Below are 24,688 nucleotides of genomic sequence, written 5' to 3'. Positions count from 1 at the left end.
TTATTATTTCCATCGCATACGATGCAAGCGTACACGATACATATCGCAACTTTCCAGACCCTGAGGATTCACCCCCCATGAACAAGATCGCAAAAGTCCTGGCCACCGGCAAAACCCACACCACCGTCAGCGAAGCCGGCATCACCTCGCGCGGCCATGACGGCAGCCTCGACATCACTCTGTCGACCCCCGGCAACGCCAAACCGGCCCACGTGTTCGCCGCCACCCAGCCACACCCGACCGCCGAGCAACTGTTCGCCGGCGCCTGGTCCGCCTGCTACACCGCCGCCGTCGGGCTGGTAGCCGGTGAGATGAACGTAGTGCTGCCCTCCGACCTGTCCGTCGACATCGAAGTGGATCTGGGCCAGACCGGCGCGGCCTACTTCCTCCAGGCGCGGTTGACCCTGCACGTGCCGGGGTTGGCGCACGATATCGCGACGACGCTGGCACACACCGCCGACCAGATTTGCCCGTACTCCAAGGCGACGCGGGGTAACATTGACGTGGCCCTGAACGTCCTCACGGCATGACGCACCGCGCGGCGTTGATATCGATCGGCAGCATCGACACAACATATATATCGCATACGCTTTAAGCGTATGCGAACAACAAACCCAGCAACACAATGAGGACTCATCCATGAACAAGATTGAAAAAGTACTGGCGACCGGCAAAACCCACACGACGTTCAGCGACGCTGGCAACTCCGCCCATGGCCTCGACATCCAGCTCTCGTCACCGGGTAACGCGAAACTGGCTCACGAGTTCACCGCCATCGTGCCGCACCCGACCGCCGAGCAGCTGTTCGCCGGGGCATGGTCGGCCTGCTACACCGCCGCCGTCGAGCTGGCGGCGAAAAACATGAAGGTGACGCTCCCGGCCAACCTGGCCGTCATCATCGAGGTCGATCTGGGCCAGACCGGTGCGGCCTACTTCCTCCAGGCGCGTTTGACCCTGCGCGTGCCGGGCCTGACGCAGGACGTCGCAACGGAACTGGCGCACGCCGCCGACCAGATCTGTCCGTACTCGAAGGCGACCCGAGGCAATATCAATGTGGTCATTAACGCCCTGACGGCGTGATCCATCCTGTGACCGGTTCGCCTTCACCGGCGAACCGGTCGCAACCCGCAAGCGGGTACCATTCCGATAGAATCGCATACGAGGTATATTCAGGTTTTTGCCAGCCACGTGTCGCGGCCACAGAGGATGCACATGAAAACCACCGACAAGACGGCCCCCGCCGACCCGAAGCTCTCCGACTTCCTGTGTTTTGCGGTCTATTCCACCAATCTGGCGTTCGGCAAGGCCTACAAGCCGATACTCGAGCAGCTTGGGCTGACCTACACGCAATACATCACTATCGTCGCGCTATGGGAGCAAGACGACCAGACCGTGGGCAGCCTGGGCGAAAAGCTGTTTCTGGAATCGAACACCCTGACGCCGATCCTGAAGAAGCTCGAAGCGATGGGCTATCTGCAGCGCCAGCGCGACCCCGAGGACGAGCGCCAGGTGCGGATCAGCCTGACCAAGGCCGGTCGACAACTGCGCGACGGTCGCCCGGAATCGGGCCTCGCCGAGGCCACCGGGCTGACGCCGGAGGAGTTCATGGACATGCAGAAAGCGGTCGTGACGCTGCGCAACAATCTCATCAAATGGACCAAGGCCGGGGCATGACCCCTACCCCACCAGATCGATCAACTGCTCGCGCTGCGCCCCCGTCAGCATCGGGCCGAACCCGGCACCGGCGTTTTCCGCCATGTAGCGCGGGTTGCCCGTCCCGGGAATGACACAGGTCACCGCCGGATGCGCCAGCAGGAATTTCAGCGCCAGTTGCGGCCAGCTGCTGACCTCCACCTGGGCGGCCCATCCCGGTAGCGGCTTGCCCTTCAAACGCGCGATCAAGCCACCGCCACCGAAGGGTCGATTGCAGATCACCGCCACACCGCGCTCGCGACACAGCGGCAGCAGGCGTTTCTCCACGCCGCGATCATCCATGGCGTAGTTGATCTGCAGGAAATCCAGCGGTTCGGCCTTGAGCACCGCTTCCACCTCGTCATACGCCGACGCCGTGTAATGGGTGATGCCGATGTAGCGAATGCGTCCCTCTTCCTTCCATTTGCGCAAGGTCGGCAGGTGGGTTTTCCAGTCCAGCAGGTTGTGGATCTGCATCAGATCGATGCGGTCGGTCTGTAACAATTTGAAAGACTGTTCCATCTGCGCGATGCCTTCTTCGCGGCCGCGGGTCCACACCTTGGTGGCCAGGAAGGCCGGCGAACGCGGCCGGTGAATCGACAGCAATTCACCGGTGGTCTGTTCGGCGCGCCCGTACATCGGCGAGCTGTCGACTACAGTGCCGCCCTTCTGGAACAACGCACTGAGCACCGCGGGCAGATCCTTGTAGGCAGGGTCCCCGGGCGCGACATCGAAGCCGCGATAAGTGCCCAGCCCGACGACGGGCAACGGCTCGGTGCTGGAAGGGATGGCTCGGGTCAGCATGTTCTTGCCTCCTGTTTCCTTCGATGGCGGGGACATTGCGAAGGCCGGATCGAAGGTGAGGACCACCGAAGCACCGGCGGCCAGCGTGAGTAATTGGCGACGCGTGTATCCATCAGTGTGGCTCATGAAATGGCCCTTCCCCATCTTTGCTGTCAGCCCTTTGCTGTTGTCGCCTGGCCAACCACAGGCATAACCAGCCCCACAGCCCGGCAAACGGCACGATCACCAGCGCCACCAGACCGAACCCGGCGCCCAGCGCCGTCAAGCCGGCGGACAGCCAGCCACTGGCGGCATCGCCACCGCGATAGACCAGGGTTTCGATGACATTCTTCGCCTTGTACTTTTCCTCCCGGCTGACAACGGTCCACAGCACTTCGCGGGCCGGCCGGACGATGGCGAACTCGACTGCGCGGCGCAACCCTTGTGCCAGGGCAACAGTGGTCGGCACGGGCGCCAGGGCCATGGCGGTGAACGCCACGATCGTTGCCACCGGCAAGGCTGCCAGCGCCCCGCCGACGCCAATCAGACGGATCAACGGCGCTGTCAGCACCAGCTGAAAGATCAGGGTCAATGCCGACACAATTAAATCGACCAAGGCGAAAAATTGCGTCCTGCTGGCCACATCAGCATAGTGGCCGGCGACGATCCGGGCCTGCTCGAAATACAGCAGGGTCGCGGCGCTGGTGTGCAACAGCATGAACAGTACCAGCCCCAGCAGGTAGCGCGAGCGCACAATCAGCGTAATGCCGGCGAGCATGCTGCCACCCAGCCGCCGATCATCCAGTGAACGACTGCCGGATTGCGATTGCGTGCGGGACAACAACGCCCGATAGCAGCGCACCGCGGCTTCCAGCAGCAGCGCCGCCGCGACGGTCAACGCCACCGGGCCCAGGCGCGTGGCCATGGTCGCGGCCAGCAAGGGCCCGATGAAGGTGCCCAGGGTGCCGCCCGCCGCAATGAAGCCGAACAGGCGCCGCCCCTGTTCACTGGAAAAGCGGTCCACCAGCACGCTCCAGAAGATGCTGACAATGAACAGGTTATAAATACTGATCCAGACGAAAAACACCCGCCCGACGCCGACCGGCGCGACGTGATTGGCGATCAATCCGCCAAACGCCAGCATCGACAACGCGATCAGGCGATAGATCAGCGGCACGAAGCGAATGGCCGGCAGCCGCGACACCAGCGCACCGAACAGCGGCACCATCAACAGCATCACCACGAACGTGGCGGTGAACAGCCACTGCAGTTTGTCGGCGCCGCCCTCCAGCCCCAGGGCATCGCGCAACGGGCGTACCAGGTAGTAGCTGGCGAGCACGCAGAAATGGAAGGCAAAACCCAGCATCAGCGCCGTTCTTTCGGCTGGCCGTACCTCGAGCCACTTCAGAACGATGGGCATGGTAGCCCTCCCGCTGCGTCCACTGTCGATCGACTACACTCTGAGCGCTATCAGGCGATAGCCATCTTCAGGCCCCGAGCAGTCAATGCCGCCCACTAACGTTAGCCGAATGTCGCGCATCCTGGTGTCTCTCGTCGTCATCGTCGCAGCGCTGTACCTGGTGCTCTGTGTGGCGCTGTTCGTGTTCCAGCGTGCGCTCATCTACTACCCGCAACCACGCGCGCTCGACGCCTCGGCCGCGCTGCTGACCCTGACGGTCGACGACGCGCAGGTGCTGGTTTCGGTGCGCCCGCGCGACGGCGCCAAGGCGTTGATCTATTTCGGCGGCAATGCCGAAGACGTGTCCCGCAGCCTGCCCGGATTCGCCAAGGCCTTCCCGGAGCATGCGCTCTACCTGATGCACTACCGGGGCTACGGCGGCAGTTCCGGGTCGCCCTCCGAAGAGGCGATCCAGCGCGATGCCGTGGCCTTGTTCGACCAGGTCTACGCCACGCATCGCCATATCGCCGTGGTCGGTCGCAGCCTGGGCTCGGGGGTCGCCGTACGCCTCGCCAGCCAACGGCCGGCGGCGCGCCTGGTGCTGATTACGCCTTACAACAGCCTCGCAGAACTCGGTGCCCGGCTGTACCCGATGTTCCCGGTGAAGTGGCTGCTCAAGGACAGCTTCGACTCCTGGAAATACGCCGCTCGCATCCAGGTGCCGACGTTGTTGATCGCGGCCGGGCACGACGAAGTGATACCGCGTTCCAGCACCGAGCAACTCTACCGACACTTCGCCGACGGCGTGGCAACGATACGGGTCATACCAGGTGTCGGGCATAATTCAATTTCCGAAAGTCCCGACTATCTCAAACTGCTAAACAGCGGATTGTGAACACACCCATCTTTAGATGGAACTTTTTATCACCACCAAAACAACTACTAAAACCTCCACCACATAACATGACAATATACAGGCGCCATTATCATGACCTATTGGCACTGCCTGACAAACTCCGAACGACAAGATTAAACCTGACAAATTCATATAAATCGATGAATGGAATAAAAATAAAATATCGTTATAAATCATAAATTAATACTACTAACCTGCAGTAATATCTAGAAATCAAAAACAATTATTCGCGACTCGCATTATCTCGAAAAGTTTCAGTTATTAAATTAATAAAAAACTTCATATAACCTTTGCCCTTATCGCCATTGATGTTAATAATCGCGCCGCTCTCGGACAGTCACGCAACTTGCCCTCTAACTTTGCGTGGTCGGCAAGTCTCTCTCGTATCACTCCGACCCTTACTACTCTCAACTATCGCAAGTTGATCCAGGACCCAATCATGCCTGGCTCGACTGATATGCGGCGCACTAGAACTGCGCAAGGAAGGCATCATCGTTCGCCATCATTCACCGATCAGGATCCTCTCGATTTTCGGCACTCGTCCGGAAGCCATCAAGATGGCCCCCCTGGTCAAGGCTCTCGCTGCCGAGCCCGGCATTCATTCGCAGATCTGCATCACTGGCCAACACCAAAGCATGCTTAAACAGGTGCTGGATCTGTTCGACTTGAAGGCCGATTACACCCTCGATGTCATGACCCCCAAGCAGACCCTGAACTCGCTGACCGCGGCGTTATACGCAGCGATCGACCCGGTGCTGGAAATGACCCGGCCGGACCGGGTGCTGGTGCATGGCGATACGACCTCGGCCATGGTCGCGGCGATGGCGTCCTTTCACCGACGCATTCCCGTGGGCCACGTCGAAGCCGGCTTGCGTACCGGTGATATCTACAGCCCGTGGCCGGAGGAAATGAACCGGCGCTGCATCGACCTGGGGGCGGATCTGCTGTTTGCACCGACCTGTGAATCCCGCGACAACCTGTTGGGTGAACGCCTGCAAGGGAAGACGCTGGTGACCGGCAATACCGTGATCGACGCCTTGCAAACGACGGCAAGACGCATCGAACAGAACCCGGCGCTGCGAGACAGCCTGGACCGGCAGTTCGCGTTCCTGCAGCCCGGGCGCAAGGTGTTGCTGGTGACCGGCCATCGTCGGGAAAACTTCGGCGAAGGCTTCCTCGATATCTGCAAGGCCCTGCGCCACCTGGCGCGGCGCACGGATATCCAGATCGTCTACCCGGTGCATCTGAACCCCAATGTGCTGGGCCCGGTAACCGAACAACTGGGCGATTTGCCCAACGTGCACTTGATAGAACCCCTCGATTACCTGGCGTTCGTGCGCCTGATGCAGCGTGCCCACGTGATTCTCACCGACTCCGGAGGCGTGCAGGAAGAAGCGCCGTCCCTGGGCAAACCGGTGCTGGTGATGCGTGACGTCACCGAACGCCCGGAAGCCGTGGCCGCGGGCACCGTGCGGCTGGTCGGGACGGCACCGGCTTCGATCATCCAGGGGGTCAACGCCTTGTTCGATGACGATCTGTTATGGCGCCGAACGGCCCAGGCGGCCAACCCTTACGGCGATGGCAAGGCCAGTGCCCGCATCGTCGACGCCCTGTTGGGCCGCCCGGTCGATGAGTTTGCCGTGAATCGTCCGCCCGGACAGCGGCAACACGCCCGTGCCGTACCGTAAAAAAAATCACTCGGTGTTCACCTCTTTGTAACCCGCTCGCCCCCTCTTACCTGCTCGAGATCTGCCTGAATGAAGTCTTCCGTTGCCCTCCATACGGGTGCGCTCAGCGCCCTTGCCTGTGGCGTGAGCCTGCTAGCGCTCATGCCCGCCTTTGCCCTGGCGGCGGACAGCCCGCTCACTCAGGCGATCAACCGGCTCAACGCCGATACCCGGCAGGAGCGCGAAATCCGCTTGAGCGACCTGGGGATCGACGCACCGATCATCCTCGGCTCCACCGACGCCCGACGCGAACTGTACCTGCCGGTGCCCGCCGGTGTGCCGCTGACGGATGCCACGCTGAATTTCGACGCCAGCTACCTCAATGGCGAGGGCGGCCGCAATACGTTGCTGCTGTCGCTGGACGGCTATCCGGTTCGCGCCGAAGGTCTCAGCGAACCCCAAGGCGATGCCAGCGCCACTTTGGGCGTGGACAAGAAAGCGCGGGACAGCGGCTCGCTGCGCCTGGGCATTGCCTGGTCGTCGATTGTGTCCAGGGTGCTGTGCGAAGACGAACGCGCCATTGGCAACGTTCTACGTATCGAGCCCGCCACCCGCCTCAATTACAGCTACGACGCCAGCCAGCTACAGGACGTCGGCGCCGCCTGGACAGCGTTGCCGGGCAAGCCGGGGATCATGGTCGCACCGGGCACCCTGTCCGCCGACAGCTATGACGCGGCCTGGCGCCTGGGTGTGGCTCTGGAGCGCATTGGCAAGCACAGTCGCATCCTGCCCTTTCCTGCCCTGCAAGACAGCGTTGACCTCAGCGGCCTGCGCATCCCCGCTGAACTGCTGGCGGTTCCGGCGTTCGCCGGTCTCAACGGCAAAGGCACGCACGTTCTGGCGGACCCGGCGCAAATCGGCGCGCTATTGATGCTGGGGCAGACACCGAACGTCCAGGCGGACCTGGCCGTCAACGATCCGCAACTGCTCAAGGCCGTCAATGAGTCACTGGACGCGCTGCAGCGCCAGATCCAGGGCCTCGACGCCACGGCAGCCAACGCCTTCACGCAATGGCGTGAGCGGCATATCAATGCAGGTCTGGCCGCCACCGGAACGGACAATGTGCGCCTGGCATTGCTCGGTACACGCCCGGTGCTGATGATCGCGCCCCAGGCAACCGGCAAGGCGCTGGCCCTGTTCAGTTCAGCCTGGAACACCTTGGCCCGCAGCCGCCAATTGACGGTCAGCGAAGCACAGCTGCCATTGAGCGCCGACGGTCGCGTGGCCTTGTCGCGCCTGGGCGGCAATCCCGGCGCCATCGACGTATTGGCCAAGTCCGACTGGAGCACCTCGTTCCCCTTGGGCAGTGTGGCCTATGACGGTCGCTTGCCGGTCAAGGCGGTGATCGATGTGTCTGCCGCACCCGGCGCCTCGGACACCGCGCCGGTGGCCTCGCTGTTCCTCAACGACTACCTGATTGGCGCGCAACAGCTGGTGGCCAATGGGGAAAAGCAGCGCATCGAAGCGTCTGTCCCGCGCTACGCCCTGGGCTCGAAGAACGTGTTGCGGGTGTCGTTCCAGCGCCAGCCGGTCAGCGACCGCTGCCTGGAAACACCCCAGGCCTTCCCGGTCTCGGTGCTGCCCACCAGTCACATCGTGCTGGAAAAAACCGCGCTGGATAACGACTTCTCCGGCATGGCCGCGCGCTTTGCCATGGACGCGCAGATCCTCGTGCCACAAGCCTATCTCGAGCATCCGGCGAGCAGCTTGCCACAAGTGATCTCGGTGGCCGATGCCGCCGGCGTTTCGCCGCTGCGGGCACAGCTGAACGTCAGTGCCGACCCCAAGGCTTCGGTCACGCCGGACAAGGCCTTCCTTGCCTTCGAGCTGCCGATCAAGGACAGCAAGGAATCGGTGCAGGTCGATGAGCAGGGTCGCCTGCGCATCAATCACAAGGATCAGGTGCTGCTGGACGTGCATCCCCTCAACCACCTGGCCTCGTTGCAAGTGGTGGCTGCCGGCAGCCAGCACGGCCTGGTCTACCGCGCCCTGGGCGCCGACGCACCGCGTTTCGCCCGGCAGATTCTGCTGACCCGCGGCGACGTGGCCATCCTCGGTGACAAGGGTGCACTGACCACCTTCAACACTCAGGACCCGAGCGGCAGCCAACTGATCGACAACGAAGAACCCAAGGGGCTGGACGCCTGGCGCAAACCGTCGTGGCTGTGGCTGATTCCCGGCGGCATCCTGTTGGTCCTCATCCTGTTGCTGGCCGGCCGTAACGCCCGTCGCAATCGCCAGTAACGGAAACCTTCGATGACCTCGCTTTATTGGCCCTATTGGCTGGCCCACTACTACAGCTTCCTGGAGATCTCGACCATTGTGGTCGCGGTGCTGATCCTGATCTCCGGCCTGGACGATCTGTTTATCGACCTGTGGTACTGGTCGCGCCGCCTGTTCCGCAAACTCACCGCGGAGCGCAAATACCGGCCGCTGACGGCCGAGCAGTTGCTGGCGCGGGATGAACAGCCCCTGGCGATCATGGTCCCGGCCTGGCTGGAATATGACGTGATCGCACCGATGATCGAGAACATGGTGTCGACCCTGGATTACCAGAACTATGTGGTCTTCGTCGGCACCTACATCAACGACCAGCGCACCATCGATGAAGTGGAACGCATGCGCCGGCGCTACAAACAGCTGCACCGGGTGGAAGTGCCGCACGCAGGCCCGACCTGCAAGGCCGACTGCCTGAATTGGGTGATCCAGGCCATCTTCCTCCATGAGCAAACCCATGGCATGACCTTCGCCGGCGTGGTGATGCACGACAGCGAAGACGTGCTGCACCCGATGGAACTGCGCCTGTTCAACTATTTGCTGCCACGCAAGGACATGATCCAGCTGCCGGTGGTGTCACTGGAACGCAACTGGTACGAGTGGGTGGCCGGCACTTACATGGACGAATTCGCCGAATGGCACGGCAAGGATCTGGTGGTGCGTGAAAGCATGACCGATAGCGTGCCATCGGCCGGTGTCGGCACCTGTTTCTCCCATCGAGCCCTGCGCGTGCTGGCCGGGAAAAACCGGAACCAGCCGTTCAACACCGACAGCCTGACCGAGGACTACGACGTCGGCGCGCGCCTGGCCAAGGTCGGCATGAATGCGATCTTCGTGCAGTTCCCGGTGCAGTTTCGGGTGTTGCGCAAATCATGGTTCCGCAAGCCTTACGAATCGACCCTGAAAATGCCGTTGTGCGTGCGCGAATTGTTCCCGGACACCTTCCGCACCGCGTTCCGCCAGAAAGCGCGCTGGACCCTGGGCATCGGGTTGCAAGGTTGGGAGCAAATGGGCTGGAGCGGTTCGCTGGCCAACCGGTATCTGCTGTTTCGTGACCGCAAAGGCCTGGTGACGGCGTTCGTCAGCATCATCGCCTATATCATCCTGGCGCAGTTGCTGGGCCTGATCATCCTGCGCCAGAGCGGCCTGTGGGACGTGAGTTTCCCGACGCCCTTCGAAAGCAATGGTTTTATCGCGTATTTGCTGCTCGCCAACGGTATCGCCCTGGCCTGGCGGATGGCGCACCGCTGCTATTTCACCACCGTGCTGTACGGCTGGCAGCATGGCTTGCTGTCCATCCCGCGGATGGTCGTGGGCAATTTCGTCAACTTCATGGCAGCGTCCCGTGCCTGGCGCATGTTCCTGGTCGGCAAGGTGCTCAACCGCAAGCTGGTCTGGGACAAGACCATGCACGACTTCCCGTCCACCGATCTGGTCGCAGCCGCACCGCGCAAGCTGGGCAGCGTGTTGCTGTCCTGGCAGGCGATCAACGACACCGACCTGCAAAGCGCCCTGGCGGAACAGAAAACCCGGCACATGCCGTTGGGGCGGATTCTGCTCAGCAACGGTTGGCTGGACGACGAAACCCTGGCCGAAGCCATCGCCTTCCAGAACGACTTGCCGCGGGTGTTCGACGTAGCGGCCAAGGCACGGGACTCGACGCTGAAGCTGGACGATGAATTTGCCCTGCGCTGGCGCGTGGTGCCGCTGGGCTTGAATGCCCAGGGCCGTGCGCAAGTGGCTGTGGCCAACCCGTTGCCGGCCGAAGGTCTGCAACAGGTCAGCGATGAGTTGGGCAGCGTACCGGTGCAGCTGATTGCCCGGGAAAGCGAAATCGTCGCACGATTGCGTCATCTGAAGGTGCGTGAAGGCCAGTCGGTTCCCGACGCCGGAGCACCACTGCTGGGCGACCTGCTGATCGAAATGGGCCTGATGGATCGCGACGTGTTCAGCCGCACCATGCTGCAGTACCGCCCGCAATATCACGGCCGCATCGGCGACTACCTGGTCGACAGCGGCGTGCTGCCTCGCGCCACCATCGAAAAGGCCGTCGCGCGTCAGCACAGCCACTATCCCGAGGAGCTTCCGGCATGAACCGCCCTTTCCTGACCCTCATGGCCACGGGGCTGAGCCTGATGCCCGGGTGGGTTCATGGCCAAACGCTGCCGTTGCCGTTGACCGGGCCGGCCTATGTGGCCGCCAACGAAGCGTACAGCGCCTACGAGCGCAAAGATTACGACCTGGCCATCGCCAAGGCCCGCGAAGCATTGCGCCAGCGGGCAGATATCACCCGCTTGAACACGCTGATCGGGCTGGCACAGCGTGACAAGGATCTGCGTGATCATCCCAAACGCTATCCGCAGTCCCGCCAGGCCCCGGGCTTCGGTGCCGCGGCCCGGGCCTTCAAGGCCTATGATCGCGATGACTTTGGCCTCGCTGCCCAGGCAGCCCGCCAAGCCATCGCACAGGCACCCGGGCGCATGGATTACCGGTTGCTGTTGATCGAGTCCTTGCAGCGCCAACCCGATCTGCTGGCAGCGGATCAAGCCACCACCCAGGCCCTGGCCGTGTTCCCGGACGACGATACGTTGTTGATGCGCCGCGAGGCGATCCGTCGTCAATTGGCGGCACCGCTGGCCGTTCAGGGCTATCGCGCCCTGGAGCAGGGCCAGGTGCCACTGGCCGTGGACCAGGCCAGGAAAGCCGTGGCCTGGGCACCGGAAATCGGCGCCAATCAGCAACTGCTGATCAGTGCCCTGCTCGCCGCCAGGGATTATCCCGGGGCCGAACAAGCCGCATCGGGCGCATTGGCCGAGGACGATGGCGAAATCGCGCCGTGGATTCTGCGCAGCTATGCCCTTGATCGCCAGGGCCAAACCGTCGCAGCCGAAGCGGATCTGAAGCATGCCCTGGCCATCGATGGCCTGCTGGAGGCCGAAGTCCGTGACCTGCGTTTCTTCGCCGCCGACGCCGCACTGGCCCATGGCGAGCCACAGCAGGCGCTCGAGCATCTGCAGCCATTGGCTGACGACGACAGCGGCGAAGTGGCCCGTCGGCGAACCGCCGCGCGAATGGCGCTGCGACAGAAAAACCATGGCGTGGACACTGTCGCCGATTTTCCGGCACCCGCCTTGAATTGTCAGGAAACCGCCTTCGGCCTGGTGTGTGATATCTGGCCGGGCAACCAGCGCGACGGCGGCACCGACATGGCCGGCCAGGCCTACGCGTCCCTGGCCCGCAAGGACGCTGCGACCGCGGTGGCCCTGGCGAACGACGCCATCGCCCGCGCGCCGCGCAATCCTGCGTACCGGCGTCTGCTGGTCAGCGCCCTGAGCGAGCAGAAACGCGTGCCTGAAGCCATTGCGGCGGCCAGCGAAGGCCTCAGGATCACCGGCGACGACGCCCGGCTGCTGGCCCAGCGCGGCCGCCTGCGTCAGCAATCCGGTGACGATGCCGGGGCACGCCAGGACTTCACCCGGGCCTTGGCCTTGGGCAGCCTGCCCGCTTACGAAGAAGCCAGTCTGTACGCCGCCATCGGCCAACGCCGCACCGCGCGCGAACGGCTGCAACAGGCGCGGGACACGGGCGAACTGGAGTCGATGAGCCCGCTGCAGATCGCTTATCTGTCGGTCCAGGCCGGCGACGATGACGCGGCCCACGGGTCGTTTCGCAAGGCCGACGCCGATACCCGGCTCACGCCCACGGCAACCCAGGACGCCGCCTACACCGCCATGCGGGTCAATGACGACGAGCAAGCCGTCAGCTACTTCAAACGCGTGATCGACGCACAAGGTTCCGGTAACCTCGACATGCCCGCACAGCAGCTGTTCGACACCCGTCGCGCAGTGGCCGATGTGTCGCGCACCTGGGGCCTGACCAGCACCACCAGTTATCGGGGCAACAGTTCCAGCAGTGGCCTGAGTGCCGCCCCGACCAGCGGCAGCACCAGCAATGACAACCTGCAGAACAGCACCGAATTGTCCTGGCGTCCCCTGGGTTATCGCAACGCACGTTTTGTCGAACTCTACGGACGCGTCACCGACACCCTGTGGAGCAAGAACAGCGATTCGGACACCGGTTTCGATGCCCTGCAAGGCGCCGTGGGTGTCCGGGTCAAACCCTTCACGGCGCTGAACGTGATGGCCGCCGTCGAGCGCACATTCCCCCTGGGATCGTCGGACGTCGATGGCGACTGGCTGGTGCGCCTGGGCTATGGCTCCAGCGTCGGCACCGACCTGCGGGTGGATACCTCCAGCTGGTGGACTTCGCAGTTGTTTGCCGAGGCCGGTCATTACATCAATGACTCGCGCGATTACTTCAACAGCGAATGGCAGGTGGGCCGCAGTTACGCCATCGGCGGCACGGGTTCGCGCTGGGTGAGCTTCCCCCATGTCGTGGCCGCGTTCGACTACGACTCCAAAATGCACAGCGAAACGGCGGCCGACGGCAGCACGGACTCATCATCCGGCAAAGCGGGAGGCCTCGGTGTCGGTAACAATGTGCGCTACTGGTTCCGCGAAGACACCTACAACGCCCCCCGTTCCTATGTGGACTTTTCCCTGCAGTACCGCGTGAAAGTGCTGGGCGATGAGCGCGCCGAAGGCGTGTTCGCGCGCCTGACTTATTCCTATTGAGGACTGACATGAACGTTCGAGTTTTTTTGTGGCTGGGTCTTGGCCTGGTCTCGACAGGGGTACAAGCCGCCCCTGAAATCGCCCGTCTTTACGCGCCCACACTGCCCGAAGGTTCCGCCTGGGTACGGGTGGTCAATCCCGCCGATACTTCCATGCAAGTCCGGGTAGGCCAAGGCGCGACGCTGGCCCTTTCCGCCCAGGCCAAGGTGGCCAGCCCGTTCCAGGTCGTGGACTCGCAACAGCCGATTGACGTGACCGTCAATGGTCGCGAGATCAAAGGCCTGACCGCACCGAAAGGCGCCTGGGTCACGCTGGTTCTCGACAGCAACCCGGCACGGGCCCCACGCCTGATCATCGATCCGCCACAACGCGGAAAAGACCTGCGCGCCGAACTCAACTTTTATAACCTGAGCCGCGGCTGTGAACAGGCCGAGATCCAGCTGGCCAATGGCGCCCCGGTATTCAAGCAGGTGCCGTTCAACGGACAAGCCCAGCGCACGATCAACCCGGTGCAAGCGACGTTGGTTGCCAGCTGCAACCAGAACCGCAGCCTGCCGATGAAACTGGCGCCCTTCAAGGCCGGTGATCGCTATAGCCTGTTCCTGATCGGTTCCCCTCAGGCGCCACGTTTGCTTGGCCTTGTCGACCAGGCTGCACCATGATCCTTACCTTCAACCCCCAGCGTTTTATCCAGCGCTTGTCGATTCCCGGCATGGTCGCCGGTCTGCTGCTGGGCGTGTCGGGCACTGGCGCGCAAGCGGCGTCGGCAGTGATCACCGGCGATGGCGGCTGGTTGTTCCCGGCCTGGGAAAGCCTGAGCAAGGTCGATAACCCTGGCACGGCCCGCAACATTGCACGGGTGGAACACCTCCAGCGCCGACTTGCACGCCAGCACATCGGGTTGGTTGTGCTGGTGGTGCCGATGAAAGCGCCGTTTTATGCCCAGCGCCTGCCCGCCGATCAGCCCTTGAGCGCCGCCGTCATGCAACGCTATGACCACTTGCAGGGCGACCTGACCCGAGCGGGCCTGACCACGCTGGACGTCAAGCCGATCCTGCACCGGACCGAGCAAGGCCGGCAGACCGCGTTTTATCGCGCCGATTACCACTGGACAGCCTGGAGCGCCGAAAACACCGCCGACGCCACGGCGCAACTGATCTCCAAGCGATATTCCCTGTCGGGGGAATCTGGCGGCGGCGCGACGCTGGGCCAGTGGTTCGACCGACGCGCGTTCGGCGACCTGGCCAGCAACTTCCTGCCAGCGGTCAAGCGCAAGGCCATTGGCCGCGACATCTACACCGTGCGCCATCAGGCAGAGAAAGACCTGCTGATCGATGACGCGCCGGCAGCGGTCCAGGTGATCGGCAACAGCTTTGTCCAGCCGTACCTGGGTTTTACCCAGAAGCTGTCCAATGCCCTGGACCGTCCGGTCGCGCTGACCTGGAACCCCGGCGATGTCGGCCCTTGGGCTACGCTGCTGCAATACCTGGAGTCGCCGGATTTTGCGCAACACAAGCCGCAAGTCATCGTCTGGCAATTCAATGAAGGCCAGTTCCACCTCGGCCCTGATGCCGCCGCGAACTGGAATGTAAAAGGCGTCACCCCGCCGGGCCAATGGCATCAGCGCATCGAGAAGGCACTGCAGTGAGGATTTTCGGCTACACCGCCAGTCGCGCAGCCGTTGCGGCCCTGTTGCTCGCCGTCCTCCTCGGCGCGGGTGTCGGCATGCTCTACGTGACGAGTACCAAGGCCCTGGCACCGGGGATCGTCGGCATCGTCTGGCAGCCGGACAACAAGACCGTCGGCATCAATGGCAACTGGGAAAAACTGGGCGCTCGGGAACTGTTGGTGCAATGGACGGTGGTCGACGACCAGGCTTTCGTTCCCGACAGCGGCTTGCCCAGCGTCCCTGTCCTGCCCGATTGGGCGCGCATCGCCAAGGCACCCTGGGCCCAGGATGTCATCCTCGGGCTGGCCGGTTACTTCAGCGAGAACCGCTCACGGGACAACATCGAGCAACTGGCGGCGGTCTCGGAACGCATCGCCAGGTTGCCGACGCCACTGCACGTCACCGGCTGGTATTTCCCGGCCGAAGTCGACCCCAGCTGGACCCGCGCCAGGGAACTGCCGGCGCTGCTGGCCAAGCTGCCGCGCCCGCTGTGGATCAGTGTCTACGACGGCGCCAACATCGGCCCTGCGGCCACGGCCGACTGGCTCAAGCAATGGCTGCCGGATGACATCGGCGTGTTCTTTCAGGATGGCGTCGGCGTTTATGCGCGCACGGCACCGGTGGCCCGAACCTATGCCGACGCCTTGGCCGACCGTCTGGGCAAGGAGCGTGTGCGCATCATCGTCGAAGCCTTCCGCCCCAACTTCGGCGGCGGGTTCCGCTCCGCGACTGCGGCCGAACTCAAGACGCAGCTTGCGGCGTATGACGGCTATCCGCTGTACCTGTTCGACGGCCCGCACTACGTGACACCCGAACTGGTGGAGCAATTGCAGCCCTGACGGGCCTGTAGGAGCGAGCTCGCTCGCGATGGTCGTTAACGATAACGCGTGTTTGCTGGTTAAACGCGGCGCTCTTGAGTCCATCGCGAGCGAGCTCGCTCCTACAAAAGCCGCATTAGCCCTGACGGCACGCTTCAGCTTGCCGGAACCAGCCTGAGCCAAACCGGCGGTGCCGGTATTACTCGTAAGGGAGCCAGAGCACCGGGCCCGGCGGCAACTTGTGCCACGGATAGCCCTTCGCGCCGAGTTCAAAGGCGTACTCGAACAAGCGCTTCATGTACTCGCCATCGAATCGATGATTGCGCGAAAAGACGAAGTCGGTGCCGATATAGGCAAGATTGAAGTCGGCCCCATCCTGCTTCGCCATCCGGTAGATTCGATCGAGGTCGCTGATGCCCTGGGTTTGAATCAAGGCACTGATGGCTCGACCGCCAATGCTCAAGGTACGGCGCTTCGTACCGGACCACTGCGGTTCCAGCTTGCCGTTACGAATGACATAAAAGTGACGGTCATGGCGCATGGGGGCGCCCGGCACTTTGTTCATCGCCATCACGGTGCCAGGCGGGTAGAGGAACATCTGGGTGATGACGCCGCCATCCACGTGCATTTCCTGGAACAGTTTGCCGTCGACTTCCACATCGATCATGACCGGGGAAACGGCGCCGGGAATGCTCATCGAGGCGACCATGATGTTGCGAAACAGCTCGAGCGCCCCCGGCGCCTGGCTGGCGGCGATAGTGCCCATGTTCCAGGTGACCGGCCGCGCGCAATCAAGGTCGGTGGTGCCGATCATCAGGATTCGTCCCTTGGCATATTCCGCCGCGATCTGCGCCAGCACCTCGGGCGTGATGTACTTCGCGATGAGCCGCGCCAGTGGTTTGCTGTCGGCTACTCCGTCGCTGGCAAGCCGCGTCAGGACATTACGCGACCGGAAAATGTCCTTCGGCCCGACGGCGTTGCAGATATGCTGGATGACTGCATCGTACTGCGGCCCCAGGAACGCAAACGGGGCGACCAGGGCTCCGGCGCTGATGCCCGTGACAATCTTGAACACCGGACGGGTGCCATGCAGGGTCCACCCCGCAATGAGCCCCGCGGCAAAGGTGCCGGCGTCGCCGCCACCGGAAATGGCCAGCATGCTTGCCAGCGGCAGGATGGTGTCCGGCCTGCCGGTTGCCATGAGCGCCTCATGCTCTCTCTTGTTGGATGCAATGGCATCCTGAATGAACGGGCTCAGGTCCTGGTCCATCCAGTAGCGCGCATTGGGAATACCCGGTATTACCGCTTTTTCCGTTAAAGTCGGTGGCACGGCATCACGGCGTTGCAGGCATGCCTGAAGCAACATGTTCAGGGTTGAGGCACCGGGTCTGAGCTGGAACGGGTTCAAAACGCCTCCTCCGGCCCCTGCATTCGACAGAGAACGCGCTCATCCTGTTATTCGTTGAGATGTCCTTGCCGGTGGTGCCCGAGATGGCTATTTGCAAGCTCAGCGCGACACCTTGGTCAATCGTCCAGTCACTTATCTTGCGCCCCTTTACGAGAGAAACAAACACGTTGGCCGCGTCCCGGGATGTCCGGGCAAAACCCTTGCAATGCAGGTCACCGTGTCCGCCGGCTTCGCAGCAATAGTGATCTTCGACACCTGTCTACCCTGCTCGATACGCTGGAACAGTGACAGGCGCCGACGATCGGCAAGTGGATCTCAGCGCCTCAAAGCGTCACTTGAAATGCTGCCCCCCTGTGGGAGCGGGCTTGCTCGCAAAAGCGCCGGCACATTCAACATCGATGCAAGCTGACCCACCGCCTTCGTCGGAACGCCGCCCGGAGCAAGCCCGCTCCCACATGGACCGCGTTTTGCCAACTGACATTGGTGGCCAATCTTCGCCGCTTATTTGGACAACTCCACAGCCGGCACACCTTTCTTCACGATATAGGTCGCCAGCTCCGACGCCTTGCCTGCACCGACGTTCTTCGCGACATGCGCAGTACCAGCGGGGATGTACAGGGATTCACCGGCCTTGAGCGTGACCGGTGGCTGTCCCTCGAGCTGATACTCGAACGTGCCCTCCAGGACGTAGGCAACTTCCACACCGGGGTGAGAATGCTTGGGCGATGACACACCCGGATCGATATCGACAAGAACCTGGATCACCTCACGCCCGGCAACATCCAGGTCGCGTTTCAACAGGTCCGTGCGGTGGATCCCGGTCTGCCAGCTTTTGGCCGGCTCCTGTGCTTGGGAAACGCCTGCGAAGGCAGTGAGCGCCACGCTGGCGGCAATGGCCAGCAGGCCGGTGGTGTTGCGCAAGTTGATACGGGACATCGCATTTCTCCAGGGGTTACACGGCAAGGCCGCGCCAGGTTTGCCGCGAGATGCGGTGGCTCTATTGGGAGGCCGCCGTGTATCGCGCAAGTGTCGCCAGACCCATGGTTTTGTATGCGAAGGTAGCTGTCGGGGCGGTGGATACGTACCGATACAAATCGCAGCAGCGTATCGACTTGCCTGTCCATCAATTCATCGCGAGGGTGAAGCGTCGGCTTCACCCTCGCGATGACAGTTCAGGTTCAGGCCAGGTTGATCTCAACCTCGATATTGCCCCTAGTGGCCTTGGAGTACGGACACAATTGGTGGCCTTTATCCACCAGCTTGCGGGCCGTTTCCGGGTCCATGCCCGGCAGTTTGATGTTGAGGCGGGCCTGGAGCAGGTAACCGCCCGCATTGGTACCCAAGTCAACTTCAGCATCGATGCTCAGGTCAGGCGGCAGCTTGACCTGCATTTCGCGCGCCGCCACCTGCATCGCGCCAATGAAGCAGGCGGACCAACCGGCAGCGAACAACTGCTCCGGATTGGTGCCGTCGCCCGGCCCGCCAGGGGACGAATGCTTGACGTCGAGACGGCCATCATCGCTGCGTGATGCGCCGTCCCGTCCACCGGTGGTGTGGACTTTGGCGGTGTAGAGTACTTTTTCGAGCTGGGACATGATGATCTCCTGATTGAAAAGGTAAAAAAACTGCCTTCGACGCACATCCCGATCGAGTAGCCTCTATGGGGGTGGGTGAAGACGTCGTTTACGCGCGCTCAGGTGAATCGCAAAACTCGCCTGCTCATCGGATCAGGCCTGGTTTGGCTCGTTCGTAAGAGGACAGCCGGCACGCCTCGCATCATGGATTTGCCGCCCGATCGGGCTTGTCCATAAACTGTAACGCGCCGGATCTCTCACTATAGTTCGTGTCAGTGCGTCTATCGGGTTGCCGGTCGCCTGCCGGGCTCGATCCAAGCACTCTCTTACAGGCGACTACTGCGCTCCGTCGGTCGACTTTGCGCAAGGTCCAACCGACTCATTCACCGGCGCAGCGGGCGTTTGCCCTTCAGCCGCAGCGGCCAGTTCCCGCCGTTGGCACGCTGACATTCCTCTTCGGAATCGAACTGCACATGGGCCGAGACCGGGTTGAGCGAAACCTGAGCCGTATTCAACGCCTCGGCTGTCAGTTCAATCATGCGTCCACCCTGCCCGCTCGCCAATGCCTGATCCTTTTGCGCCTGAGTATCGAAGACCCAGACGACCCTCAGGCTGGAAGGAAATTCGGCGTAATCGACCTCGTGGGTCAACCAGGCGAACCCGACCAATTCCGCCTTGGCCGTCTCGCATGCCTCGGTCAGCGTGGCGACCAGCAGCCGTTCGATTTGCGCTTGCTCGCGTTTGCTTAATCCCATGGCTGAATCCTGTTACCGACAAAAAAAACCATCATACGATACCAGTGTGCGCTCTTCGGACTACATCAACAGGAAGCACAGGTCATCCATTGCCGACGTCGATAGTCACCATCAACCCAATGAAGTTCTCTTAAAAACTGCGGGGCGTAACATCGCCTCCATACCAGACAACTACACCCCGGAGCACACAATCATGAAACGCCAACTCTTCCTCAGCATCGCTTTCTCGGTTTTTGCAGTTAACGCTTTCGCCGCTACCTCTGCTCACCCGGTTGTCGCTGAAGGCGGCTCGGATCGTCTGATTGAAAGTCGTGTGGCTGAGGGTGGTTCGGATCGGTTGATCGAGAATCGTGTGGCGGCTGATGGTTCGGATCGCTTGATTGAAAACCGTGTGGCTGCCGATGGCTCGGATCGTCTGATCGAAAACCGCGTGGCTGCCGATGGCTCGGATCGCTTGATTGAAAACCGTGTGGCGGCCGATGGCTCGGATCGTCTGATCGAAAACCGCGTGGCGGCCGATGGCTCGGATCGTCTGATCGAGAATCGCGTGGCTGAAGGTGGTTCGGATCGCCTGATCGAAAGCCGTGCGGCATAAATGAATGGTTTTACCGCGACACTCAACGAAAAACCCGGCCTCGTCTGCCGGGTTTTTTATACCTGCAATAACCCGCAATTCAAAGGTTGCCCGGGCGATCGCCAAAATCGCCGCCTTCGGTATCGACACAATCACCTGCATACAACCAGATTGTGGAAAACGCCAAACCCTGTAGGAGCTGGCTTGCCAGCGAAGGCGGCCTCAAGCCTTGCAGTGCCCATGAAGACGCCTTCGCCAGCAAGCCGGCTCCTACAAGGAATCGCGAAGACCTGCTGAACTCAGGGTTGAACGCGGTCGGTGTGGGCGCTGCCGAAGGCTGCGATCTTTTGATTTTCACGTGATGGCAACAACAACGCGTTCATTCAGGAAAAACGCGTTATCGTTTACGACCATCGCGAGCAAGCTTGCTCCTACAGCCCCCCACCCGACGGAGACACCTGTGACACCTCTTACTGCCCGCGAGGTTTACCAGTCATTGCGCGACGCCGCCCTGGGCATTCGCCCTTTGCAACGCCTCGGCGAACAGTCCGGGCCTGGCCTGGTGCAGGTCGATATCGAGGGCTGGCGGTTGACCCTCGACGTCGACGGCAACCACCTGCGTCACTGCCAGCGCTGCCAGAGTCCGGACGGCCGCGAGGGCGTGTTCGACAGTTGGCAACGCACCGACCCCGTCAGTTTGCTCAGCGCCTGGGAGCTGGCGCAGATCGAGCGCCTGTTGGCTGAACTCAAAACCGCGGTTTGACCGCCTTCCACTCCGGCTTGTATCGCTGCATTTGCTTCACGTCATCGACAACAACGACAACCCGGCTTTTGCGATGCTGCTGGAAGGCATTCGCCGGGCGGTGAGAGAAGGTTGGGGGACATGACCCCTGTAGGAGCCGGCTTGCCGGCGAAGGCGTCTTCATGGTCGCTGCAAGGCTCGAGACCGTCTTCGCCGGCAAGCCGGCTCCTACAGGGGTTTGGCGTTTTCCACAATTGCGCGTCAGCTTTGCATGGCCGTCATGCGCATATTCTCCTTCAAAAAACCCATCAACTCGGCCGCCGCGGGTGACAGGCTGTGGCCTTTGCGGCACAGGATACCGATCTGCCGTTCCACTTTCGGCTCTGAAAGCGGCAGAAACACCAGCTGTTCATTGCCCTGGGGAAATGCCAGGGATGGCAGCGTCGTGATGCCAATGCCTTGTTCGAGCATGGCAATCAGCGAAATCATGTTGGAGACGAACAACAGACTGCTCTCCAGCAGCCCCGCCGCCGCGGTGCCTTCAAGCAAGCGCGAGGTGCCATTGCGCACCAGCGGATACGCCAGCAGGCTGGACCAGTGCAAGGCCGCGCCGCCCATCGCGGCCAGCGGGTGATCATGGCGACAGACCACCCCGACCTGGTCACTCAGGATCGGCAGGAACTCAATGCTCTCATCGGGCAGCCAGACGCTGCTGATCGCGAAGTCCACCTGCCCCTGGAGCAACAACTGCCGCACGCTGTCGGCGTTACCGTCCTGGATGCTGATCTGCAGCTTCGGATGCTCACTGACAAATCCCGCAAGCAGGTGCGGCAGCAACCGGCTGGCCACGGACGGCACCGTGGCGATGCTGACCTGACCGATTTCATGCTGCGCCAGCAAGCTGACTTCCCGGGCAATCCGGTCGTGGTGCGCCAGGAGGTCCTGGAACAGCGGCAAACAATGCTCGCCAAAAGGCGTCAGTTCGGTTTTGCCGCCTTTTTCGAACAGTGCCTGGCCCAGCTTCTGCTCCAGCTCACGCACCGCCAACGACAGCGCCGGTTGCGTGCGATAGGCCAATTTAGCCGCGCCGTGAAAGCTTTTCAGCTGCGCGACCAGCACGAAATAGCGTAATTGGGTGATCTTCAGCTCGGGCAACACGGTAAGTTTTCCTTATCAATTCATTTTTATTATTAATTTTTATTTGCAGATTAATACTCTCATGATGGGAACCACGCAATCGGAGGTTCCCATGGCACTGCAACCCTGCAAGAACTACATCGCTGGACACTGGTGTGATGGCCAGGCCGTTATCGCCAACCACAGCCCATCGGATGTCGAAGACATCGTCGGCCACTATCACCAGGCCAGCGCCGAACAAACCCTGGACGCCATCGCGGCAGCCCGTGAGGCTCAGCCACTGTGGGCCGCCACTGGCCTGGAACAGCGCCAACAGGTGTTGATGGCCATCGGCAACGAGCTGATGGCGCGCAAGGACGAGCTGGGTGAGCTGCTCTCCCGCGAAGAAGGCAAACCGCTTGCCGAGGGGATCGGTGAAGTCAATCGCTCTGCCCAGTTCTTCCATTACTACGCCGCCGAAGTGCTGCGGCAGATGGGCGAGACGGCCGCGTCGGTGCGCCCTGGCATCGAGATTGAAGTGCAGCGCGAACCGGTCGGTGTGGTCGGCATCATCACCCCGTGGAATTTCCCGATGGCGACCGCGGCCTGGAAGATTGCCCCGGCCCTGGCCTTCGGCAACGCCGTGGTGTTCAAACCGGCCAACCTGGTGCCGGCCAGCGCCTGGGCCCTGAGTGAAATCATCAGTCGCCAGGCCCTGCCGCCCGGCACCTTCAACCTGGTCATGGGCACTGGCGGTGTGGTGGGCGAAAGCCTGATCCAGTCGCCGGATATCGACGCGCTGACCTTCACCGGCTCACTGGCCACCGGACGCCGGGTGGCGGTTGCCACGGCCGGCAACCTGGTGCGCTGCCAGCTGGAAATGGGCAGCAAGAATGCGCTGGTGGTGCTCGATGACGCTGATCTGGAAATCGCCGTGGAATGCGCGTTGAACGGTGCCTTCTTCGGTACCGGACAAAAATGCACCGCCTCTTCGCGGCTGATTGTCTGCGATGGTATCCACGACCGTTTTGTCGAGGCACTGATTGCACGCATGCGTCAGCTGAAGGTCGGCCACGCCCTCGAACAAGGGGTGCAGATCGGTCCGGTGGCCGAAGCCCGCCAACTGGAGCAGAACCTGCAATACCTGCAGCTGGCGGCGGAAGAAGGCGCCACCCTGGTCGAAGGCGGCGAGCTGCTGGCGCTGGAGCCGGCCGGGCACTACATGCGCCCGGCACTGTTCATCAACAGCCATAACGGCATGCGCATCAACCGCGAAGAAGTCTTCGGTCCGATTGCCTGCGTGATCCGGGTCAGCGACTACGAGCAAGCCCTGGCGGTATTGAACGACACCGAGTACGGCCTCACCGCCGGGATCATCACCCAGTCGCTGCGCCATGCCAGCGATTTCAAACGCCGCGCCCGCACCGGCTGCGTGATGGTCAACCTGCCCACCGCCGGCACCGATTACCACGTGCCGTTTGGCGGGCGCAAAAACTCGAGCTTCGGTCCGCGCGAGCAAGGGCAATACGCCCGCGACTTCTACACCGTGGTCAAGACCACTTACGTGCGTCCCTGAATCGGAGAGCACCATGCACGACTTATTGATGATCGATGGCCTGCAATACTCCAACTGGGACGAAGAGATCTTTCGCCAGATGCAGTCCGGCGGCCTGAGCGCGGTACACGCCACCATCGCCTACCACGAAAACGCCCGGGAAACCCTGTCGCGAATCGGCGAATGGAACCGGCGTTTCGAGACCTGGCCCGAACTGATTCGTCCGGTGCGCGAGGCGGCGGATATTCGTCTGGCCCATCAGGAAGGCCGCGTCGGGATCTTCTTCGGCTTCCAGAATTGCTCGCCCATCGAAGACGACATCAGCCTGGTGGAAATCTTCCGCCAGCTGGGCGTGCTGATCATGCAGCTGACCTATAACAACCAGAGCCTGCTGGCCAGCGGCTGCTACGAATCCGAAGACAACGGCATCAGCCGCTTCGGCCGCCAGGTGATCCGCGAAATGAACCGCGTCGGGATGCTGATCGACATGTCCCACAGTGCCGAGCGCAGCACCCTGCAAGCCATCGAGCTGTCGAGCCGGCCGGTGATCGTGTCCCATGCCAACCCGTCGAGCTTCCACGCCGCCAAACGCAACAAATCCAACGCGGTTCTGCGCGGCATCGCCGAGTCCGGCGGCCTGCTCGGTTTCAGCACTTACCCCTTCCACCTCAAGGGCGCGTCGGGCTGCACCCTCGAGGCGTTCTGCGACATGGTCGCCAATACCGCGGACTTGATGGGTGTGGAGCACATCGGCATCGGCACCGACCTGTGCCAGCAGCAACCACTGGGGGTACTCGAGTGGATGCGCAACGGTCGCTGGAGCAAGGACAAGGACTACGGCGAAGGCTCGAAGGACAACGCCAGCTGGCCGTCACCCCTGCAATGGTTCCGCGACAGCCGCGACTTCCCGGTCATTGCCCGGGGCCTGCAAGCCCGCGGCTTCGCCGACGACGAGGTGCGCAACGTCATGGGACTCAACTGGCTACGCCTGCTGGAAAGCGCCACCACCGCCCAACACTGACGCCTGATATCAACCGTGAGGACAGCAT

At 62.1% G+C, this 24,688-nt stretch carries 22 protein-coding genes; 15 read left to right on the top strand and 7 right to left on the bottom strand.

The features are described 5' to 3' along the window. Positions 1 to 77: 77 nt before the first annotated feature. The 3 genes from ELQ88_RS15075 (at position 78) to ELQ88_RS15065 (ending at position 1,674) form a co-directional block, all read left to right on the top strand. Positions 78 to 530 carry an Ohr family peroxiredoxin gene (locus tag ELQ88_RS15075; protein WP_138965997.1) on the top strand — a complete coding sequence of 151 codons (453 nt, stop codon included), beginning with the start codon at positions 78 to 80 and terminating at the stop codon, positions 528 to 530. Positions 531 to 639: 109 nt separating this feature from the next. Beyond that, on the top strand, positions 640 to 1,080 hold the full coding sequence (locus tag ELQ88_RS15070; RefSeq protein ID WP_138965995.1) for an Ohr family peroxiredoxin: 441 nt from the start codon (positions 640 to 642) through the stop codon (positions 1,078 to 1,080). A 132-nt stretch (positions 1,081 to 1,212) separates the two neighbouring features. After that, the gene (locus tag ELQ88_RS15065) at positions 1,213 to 1,674 is read left to right on the top strand and encodes a MarR family transcriptional regulator (RefSeq protein ID WP_138965993.1); all 462 of its coding nucleotides are present in this window, start codon (positions 1,213 to 1,215) and stop codon (positions 1,672 to 1,674) included. A gap of 3 nt (positions 1,675 to 1,677) precedes the next feature. Here ELQ88_RS15065 and ELQ88_RS15060 read toward each other — a convergent pair whose 3' ends face one another. Together ELQ88_RS15060 and ELQ88_RS15055 are read right to left on the bottom strand one after the other, a co-directional pair. Next, the gene (locus tag ELQ88_RS15060; protein WP_128873229.1) at positions 1,678 to 2,622 is read right to left on the bottom strand and encodes an aldo/keto reductase; all 945 of its coding nucleotides are present in this window, start codon (positions 2,620 to 2,622) and stop codon (positions 1,678 to 1,680) included. Beyond that, positions 2,609 to 3,895 carry an MFS transporter gene (locus ELQ88_RS15055; RefSeq protein WP_138965992.1) on the bottom strand — a complete coding sequence of 429 codons (1,287 nt, stop codon included), beginning with the start codon at positions 3,893 to 3,895 and terminating at the stop codon, positions 2,609 to 2,611. Before ELQ88_RS15055 ends, ELQ88_RS15060 begins: the two co-directional genes overlap by 14 nt. Positions 3,896 to 3,980: 85 nt before the next feature. On the opposite strand from ELQ88_RS15055, the gene ELQ88_RS15050 reads away from it, so the two are divergent. From ELQ88_RS15050 to ELQ88_RS15015, 8 genes are all read left to right on the top strand, one after another. Further along, the gene (locus ELQ88_RS15050) at positions 3,981 to 4,769 is read left to right on the top strand and encodes an alpha/beta fold hydrolase (RefSeq protein ID WP_138965990.1); all 789 of its coding nucleotides are present in this window, start codon (positions 3,981 to 3,983) and stop codon (positions 4,767 to 4,769) included. 578 nt (positions 4,770 to 5,347) lie between these two features. Beyond that, a complete protein-coding gene (wecB, locus tag ELQ88_RS15045) occupies positions 5,348 to 6,478 on the top strand; it encodes a UDP-N-acetylglucosamine 2-epimerase (non-hydrolyzing) (protein ID WP_228761615.1) in 1,131 nt (376 codons plus the stop codon). 69 nt (positions 6,479 to 6,547) lie between these two features. Continuing rightward, positions 6,548 to 8,761: a hypothetical protein gene (locus ELQ88_RS15040; protein WP_138965988.1), complete on the top strand. Its 2,214-nt coding sequence runs from the start codon at positions 6,548 to 6,550 to the stop codon at positions 8,759 to 8,761. A 12-nt stretch (positions 8,762 to 8,773) separates the two neighbouring features. Next, complete coding sequence (locus ELQ88_RS15035; RefSeq protein WP_138965987.1) at positions 8,774 to 10,888, top strand: glycosyl transferase family protein; 2,115 nt, start codon at positions 8,774 to 8,776, stop codon at positions 10,886 to 10,888. Continuing rightward, the gene (locus ELQ88_RS15030) at positions 10,885 to 13,428 is read left to right on the top strand and encodes a bacteriophage N4 adsorption protein A (protein WP_138965986.1); all 2,544 of its coding nucleotides are present in this window, start codon (positions 10,885 to 10,887) and stop codon (positions 13,426 to 13,428) included. Before ELQ88_RS15035 ends, ELQ88_RS15030 begins: the two co-directional genes overlap by 4 nt. An 8-nt stretch (positions 13,429 to 13,436) precedes the next feature. Beyond that, positions 13,437 to 14,090, top strand: a complete 654-nt coding sequence (locus ELQ88_RS15025; protein ID WP_138965985.1) for an alginate O-acetyltransferase AlgF — start codon at positions 13,437 to 13,439, stop codon at positions 14,088 to 14,090. Beyond that, entirely contained in the window at positions 14,087 to 15,076 is a 990-nt protein-coding gene (locus ELQ88_RS15020) for a twin-arginine translocation pathway signal (RefSeq protein ID WP_138965984.1), read from the top strand. Before ELQ88_RS15025 ends, ELQ88_RS15020 begins: the two co-directional genes overlap by 4 nt. A 77-nt stretch (positions 15,077 to 15,153) precedes the next feature. Further along, positions 15,154 to 15,936, top strand: coding sequence for a hypothetical protein (locus ELQ88_RS15015; RefSeq protein ID WP_228761644.1), 783 nt, complete (start codon positions 15,154 to 15,156; stop codon positions 15,934 to 15,936). A 178-nt stretch (positions 15,937 to 16,114) separates the two neighbouring features. Here ELQ88_RS15015 and ELQ88_RS15010 read toward each other — a convergent pair whose 3' ends face one another. The 4 genes from ELQ88_RS15010 to ELQ88_RS14995 all read right to left on the bottom strand — a co-directional run bounded on the left by ELQ88_RS15010 (position 16,115) and on the right by ELQ88_RS14995 (position 19,652). After that, positions 16,115 to 17,323: a patatin-like phospholipase family protein gene (locus ELQ88_RS15010; RefSeq protein WP_138965982.1), complete on the bottom strand. Its 1,209-nt coding sequence runs from the start codon at positions 17,321 to 17,323 to the stop codon at positions 16,115 to 16,117. Positions 17,324 to 17,824: 501 nt separating this feature from the next. Next, complete coding sequence (locus ELQ88_RS15005; protein WP_138965981.1) at positions 17,825 to 18,259, bottom strand: cupin domain-containing protein; 435 nt, start codon at positions 18,257 to 18,259, stop codon at positions 17,825 to 17,827. A gap of 242 nt (positions 18,260 to 18,501) precedes the next feature. Then, positions 18,502 to 18,918: an organic hydroperoxide resistance protein gene (locus ELQ88_RS15000; RefSeq protein ID WP_138965980.1), complete on the bottom strand. Its 417-nt coding sequence runs from the start codon at positions 18,916 to 18,918 to the stop codon at positions 18,502 to 18,504. A 362-nt stretch (positions 18,919 to 19,280) separates the two neighbouring features. Next, positions 19,281 to 19,652 carry a hypothetical protein gene (locus ELQ88_RS14995; RefSeq protein ID WP_138965979.1) on the bottom strand — a complete coding sequence of 124 codons (372 nt, stop codon included), beginning with the start codon at positions 19,650 to 19,652 and terminating at the stop codon, positions 19,281 to 19,283. 193 nt (positions 19,653 to 19,845) lie between these two features. Between ELQ88_RS14995 and ELQ88_RS14990 the strand changes: the two genes are divergently transcribed. Together ELQ88_RS14990 and ELQ88_RS14985 are read left to right on the top strand one after the other, a co-directional pair. Beyond that, a complete protein-coding gene (locus ELQ88_RS14990; RefSeq protein WP_138965978.1) occupies positions 19,846 to 20,247 on the top strand; it encodes a hypothetical protein in 402 nt (133 codons plus the stop codon). A gap of 439 nt (positions 20,248 to 20,686) precedes the next feature. Then, the gene (locus ELQ88_RS14985) at positions 20,687 to 20,989 is read left to right on the top strand and encodes a hypothetical protein (protein ID WP_138965977.1); all 303 of its coding nucleotides are present in this window, start codon (positions 20,687 to 20,689) and stop codon (positions 20,987 to 20,989) included. 240 nt (positions 20,990 to 21,229) lie between these two features. Here ELQ88_RS14985 and ELQ88_RS14980 read toward each other — a convergent pair whose 3' ends face one another. Further along, the gene (locus tag ELQ88_RS14980; protein ID WP_128873242.1) at positions 21,230 to 22,126 is read right to left on the bottom strand and encodes a LysR family transcriptional regulator; all 897 of its coding nucleotides are present in this window, start codon (positions 22,124 to 22,126) and stop codon (positions 21,230 to 21,232) included. A gap of 91 nt (positions 22,127 to 22,217) precedes the next feature. Here ELQ88_RS14980 and ELQ88_RS14975 point away from each other — a divergent pair, with 91 nt between their 5' ends. Beyond that, the gene (locus ELQ88_RS14975) at positions 22,218 to 23,660 is read left to right on the top strand and encodes an aldehyde dehydrogenase family protein (protein WP_128873243.1); all 1,443 of its coding nucleotides are present in this window, start codon (positions 22,218 to 22,220) and stop codon (positions 23,658 to 23,660) included. Between the two features lie 13 nt (positions 23,661 to 23,673). Then, positions 23,674 to 24,660: a dipeptidase gene (locus ELQ88_RS14970; RefSeq protein ID WP_128873244.1), complete on the top strand. Its 987-nt coding sequence runs from the start codon at positions 23,674 to 23,676 to the stop codon at positions 24,658 to 24,660. Positions 24,661 to 24,688: the final 28 nt, after the last annotated feature.

The sequence above is a fragment of the Pseudomonas sp. MPC6 genome (assembly GCF_006094435.1).
GTDB lineage: Bacteria > Pseudomonadota > Gammaproteobacteria > Pseudomonadales > Pseudomonadaceae > Aquipseudomonas.
Note: the sequence above shows the minus strand (reverse complement) of the source record. Positions and strands in the feature narration are given on the sequence as shown.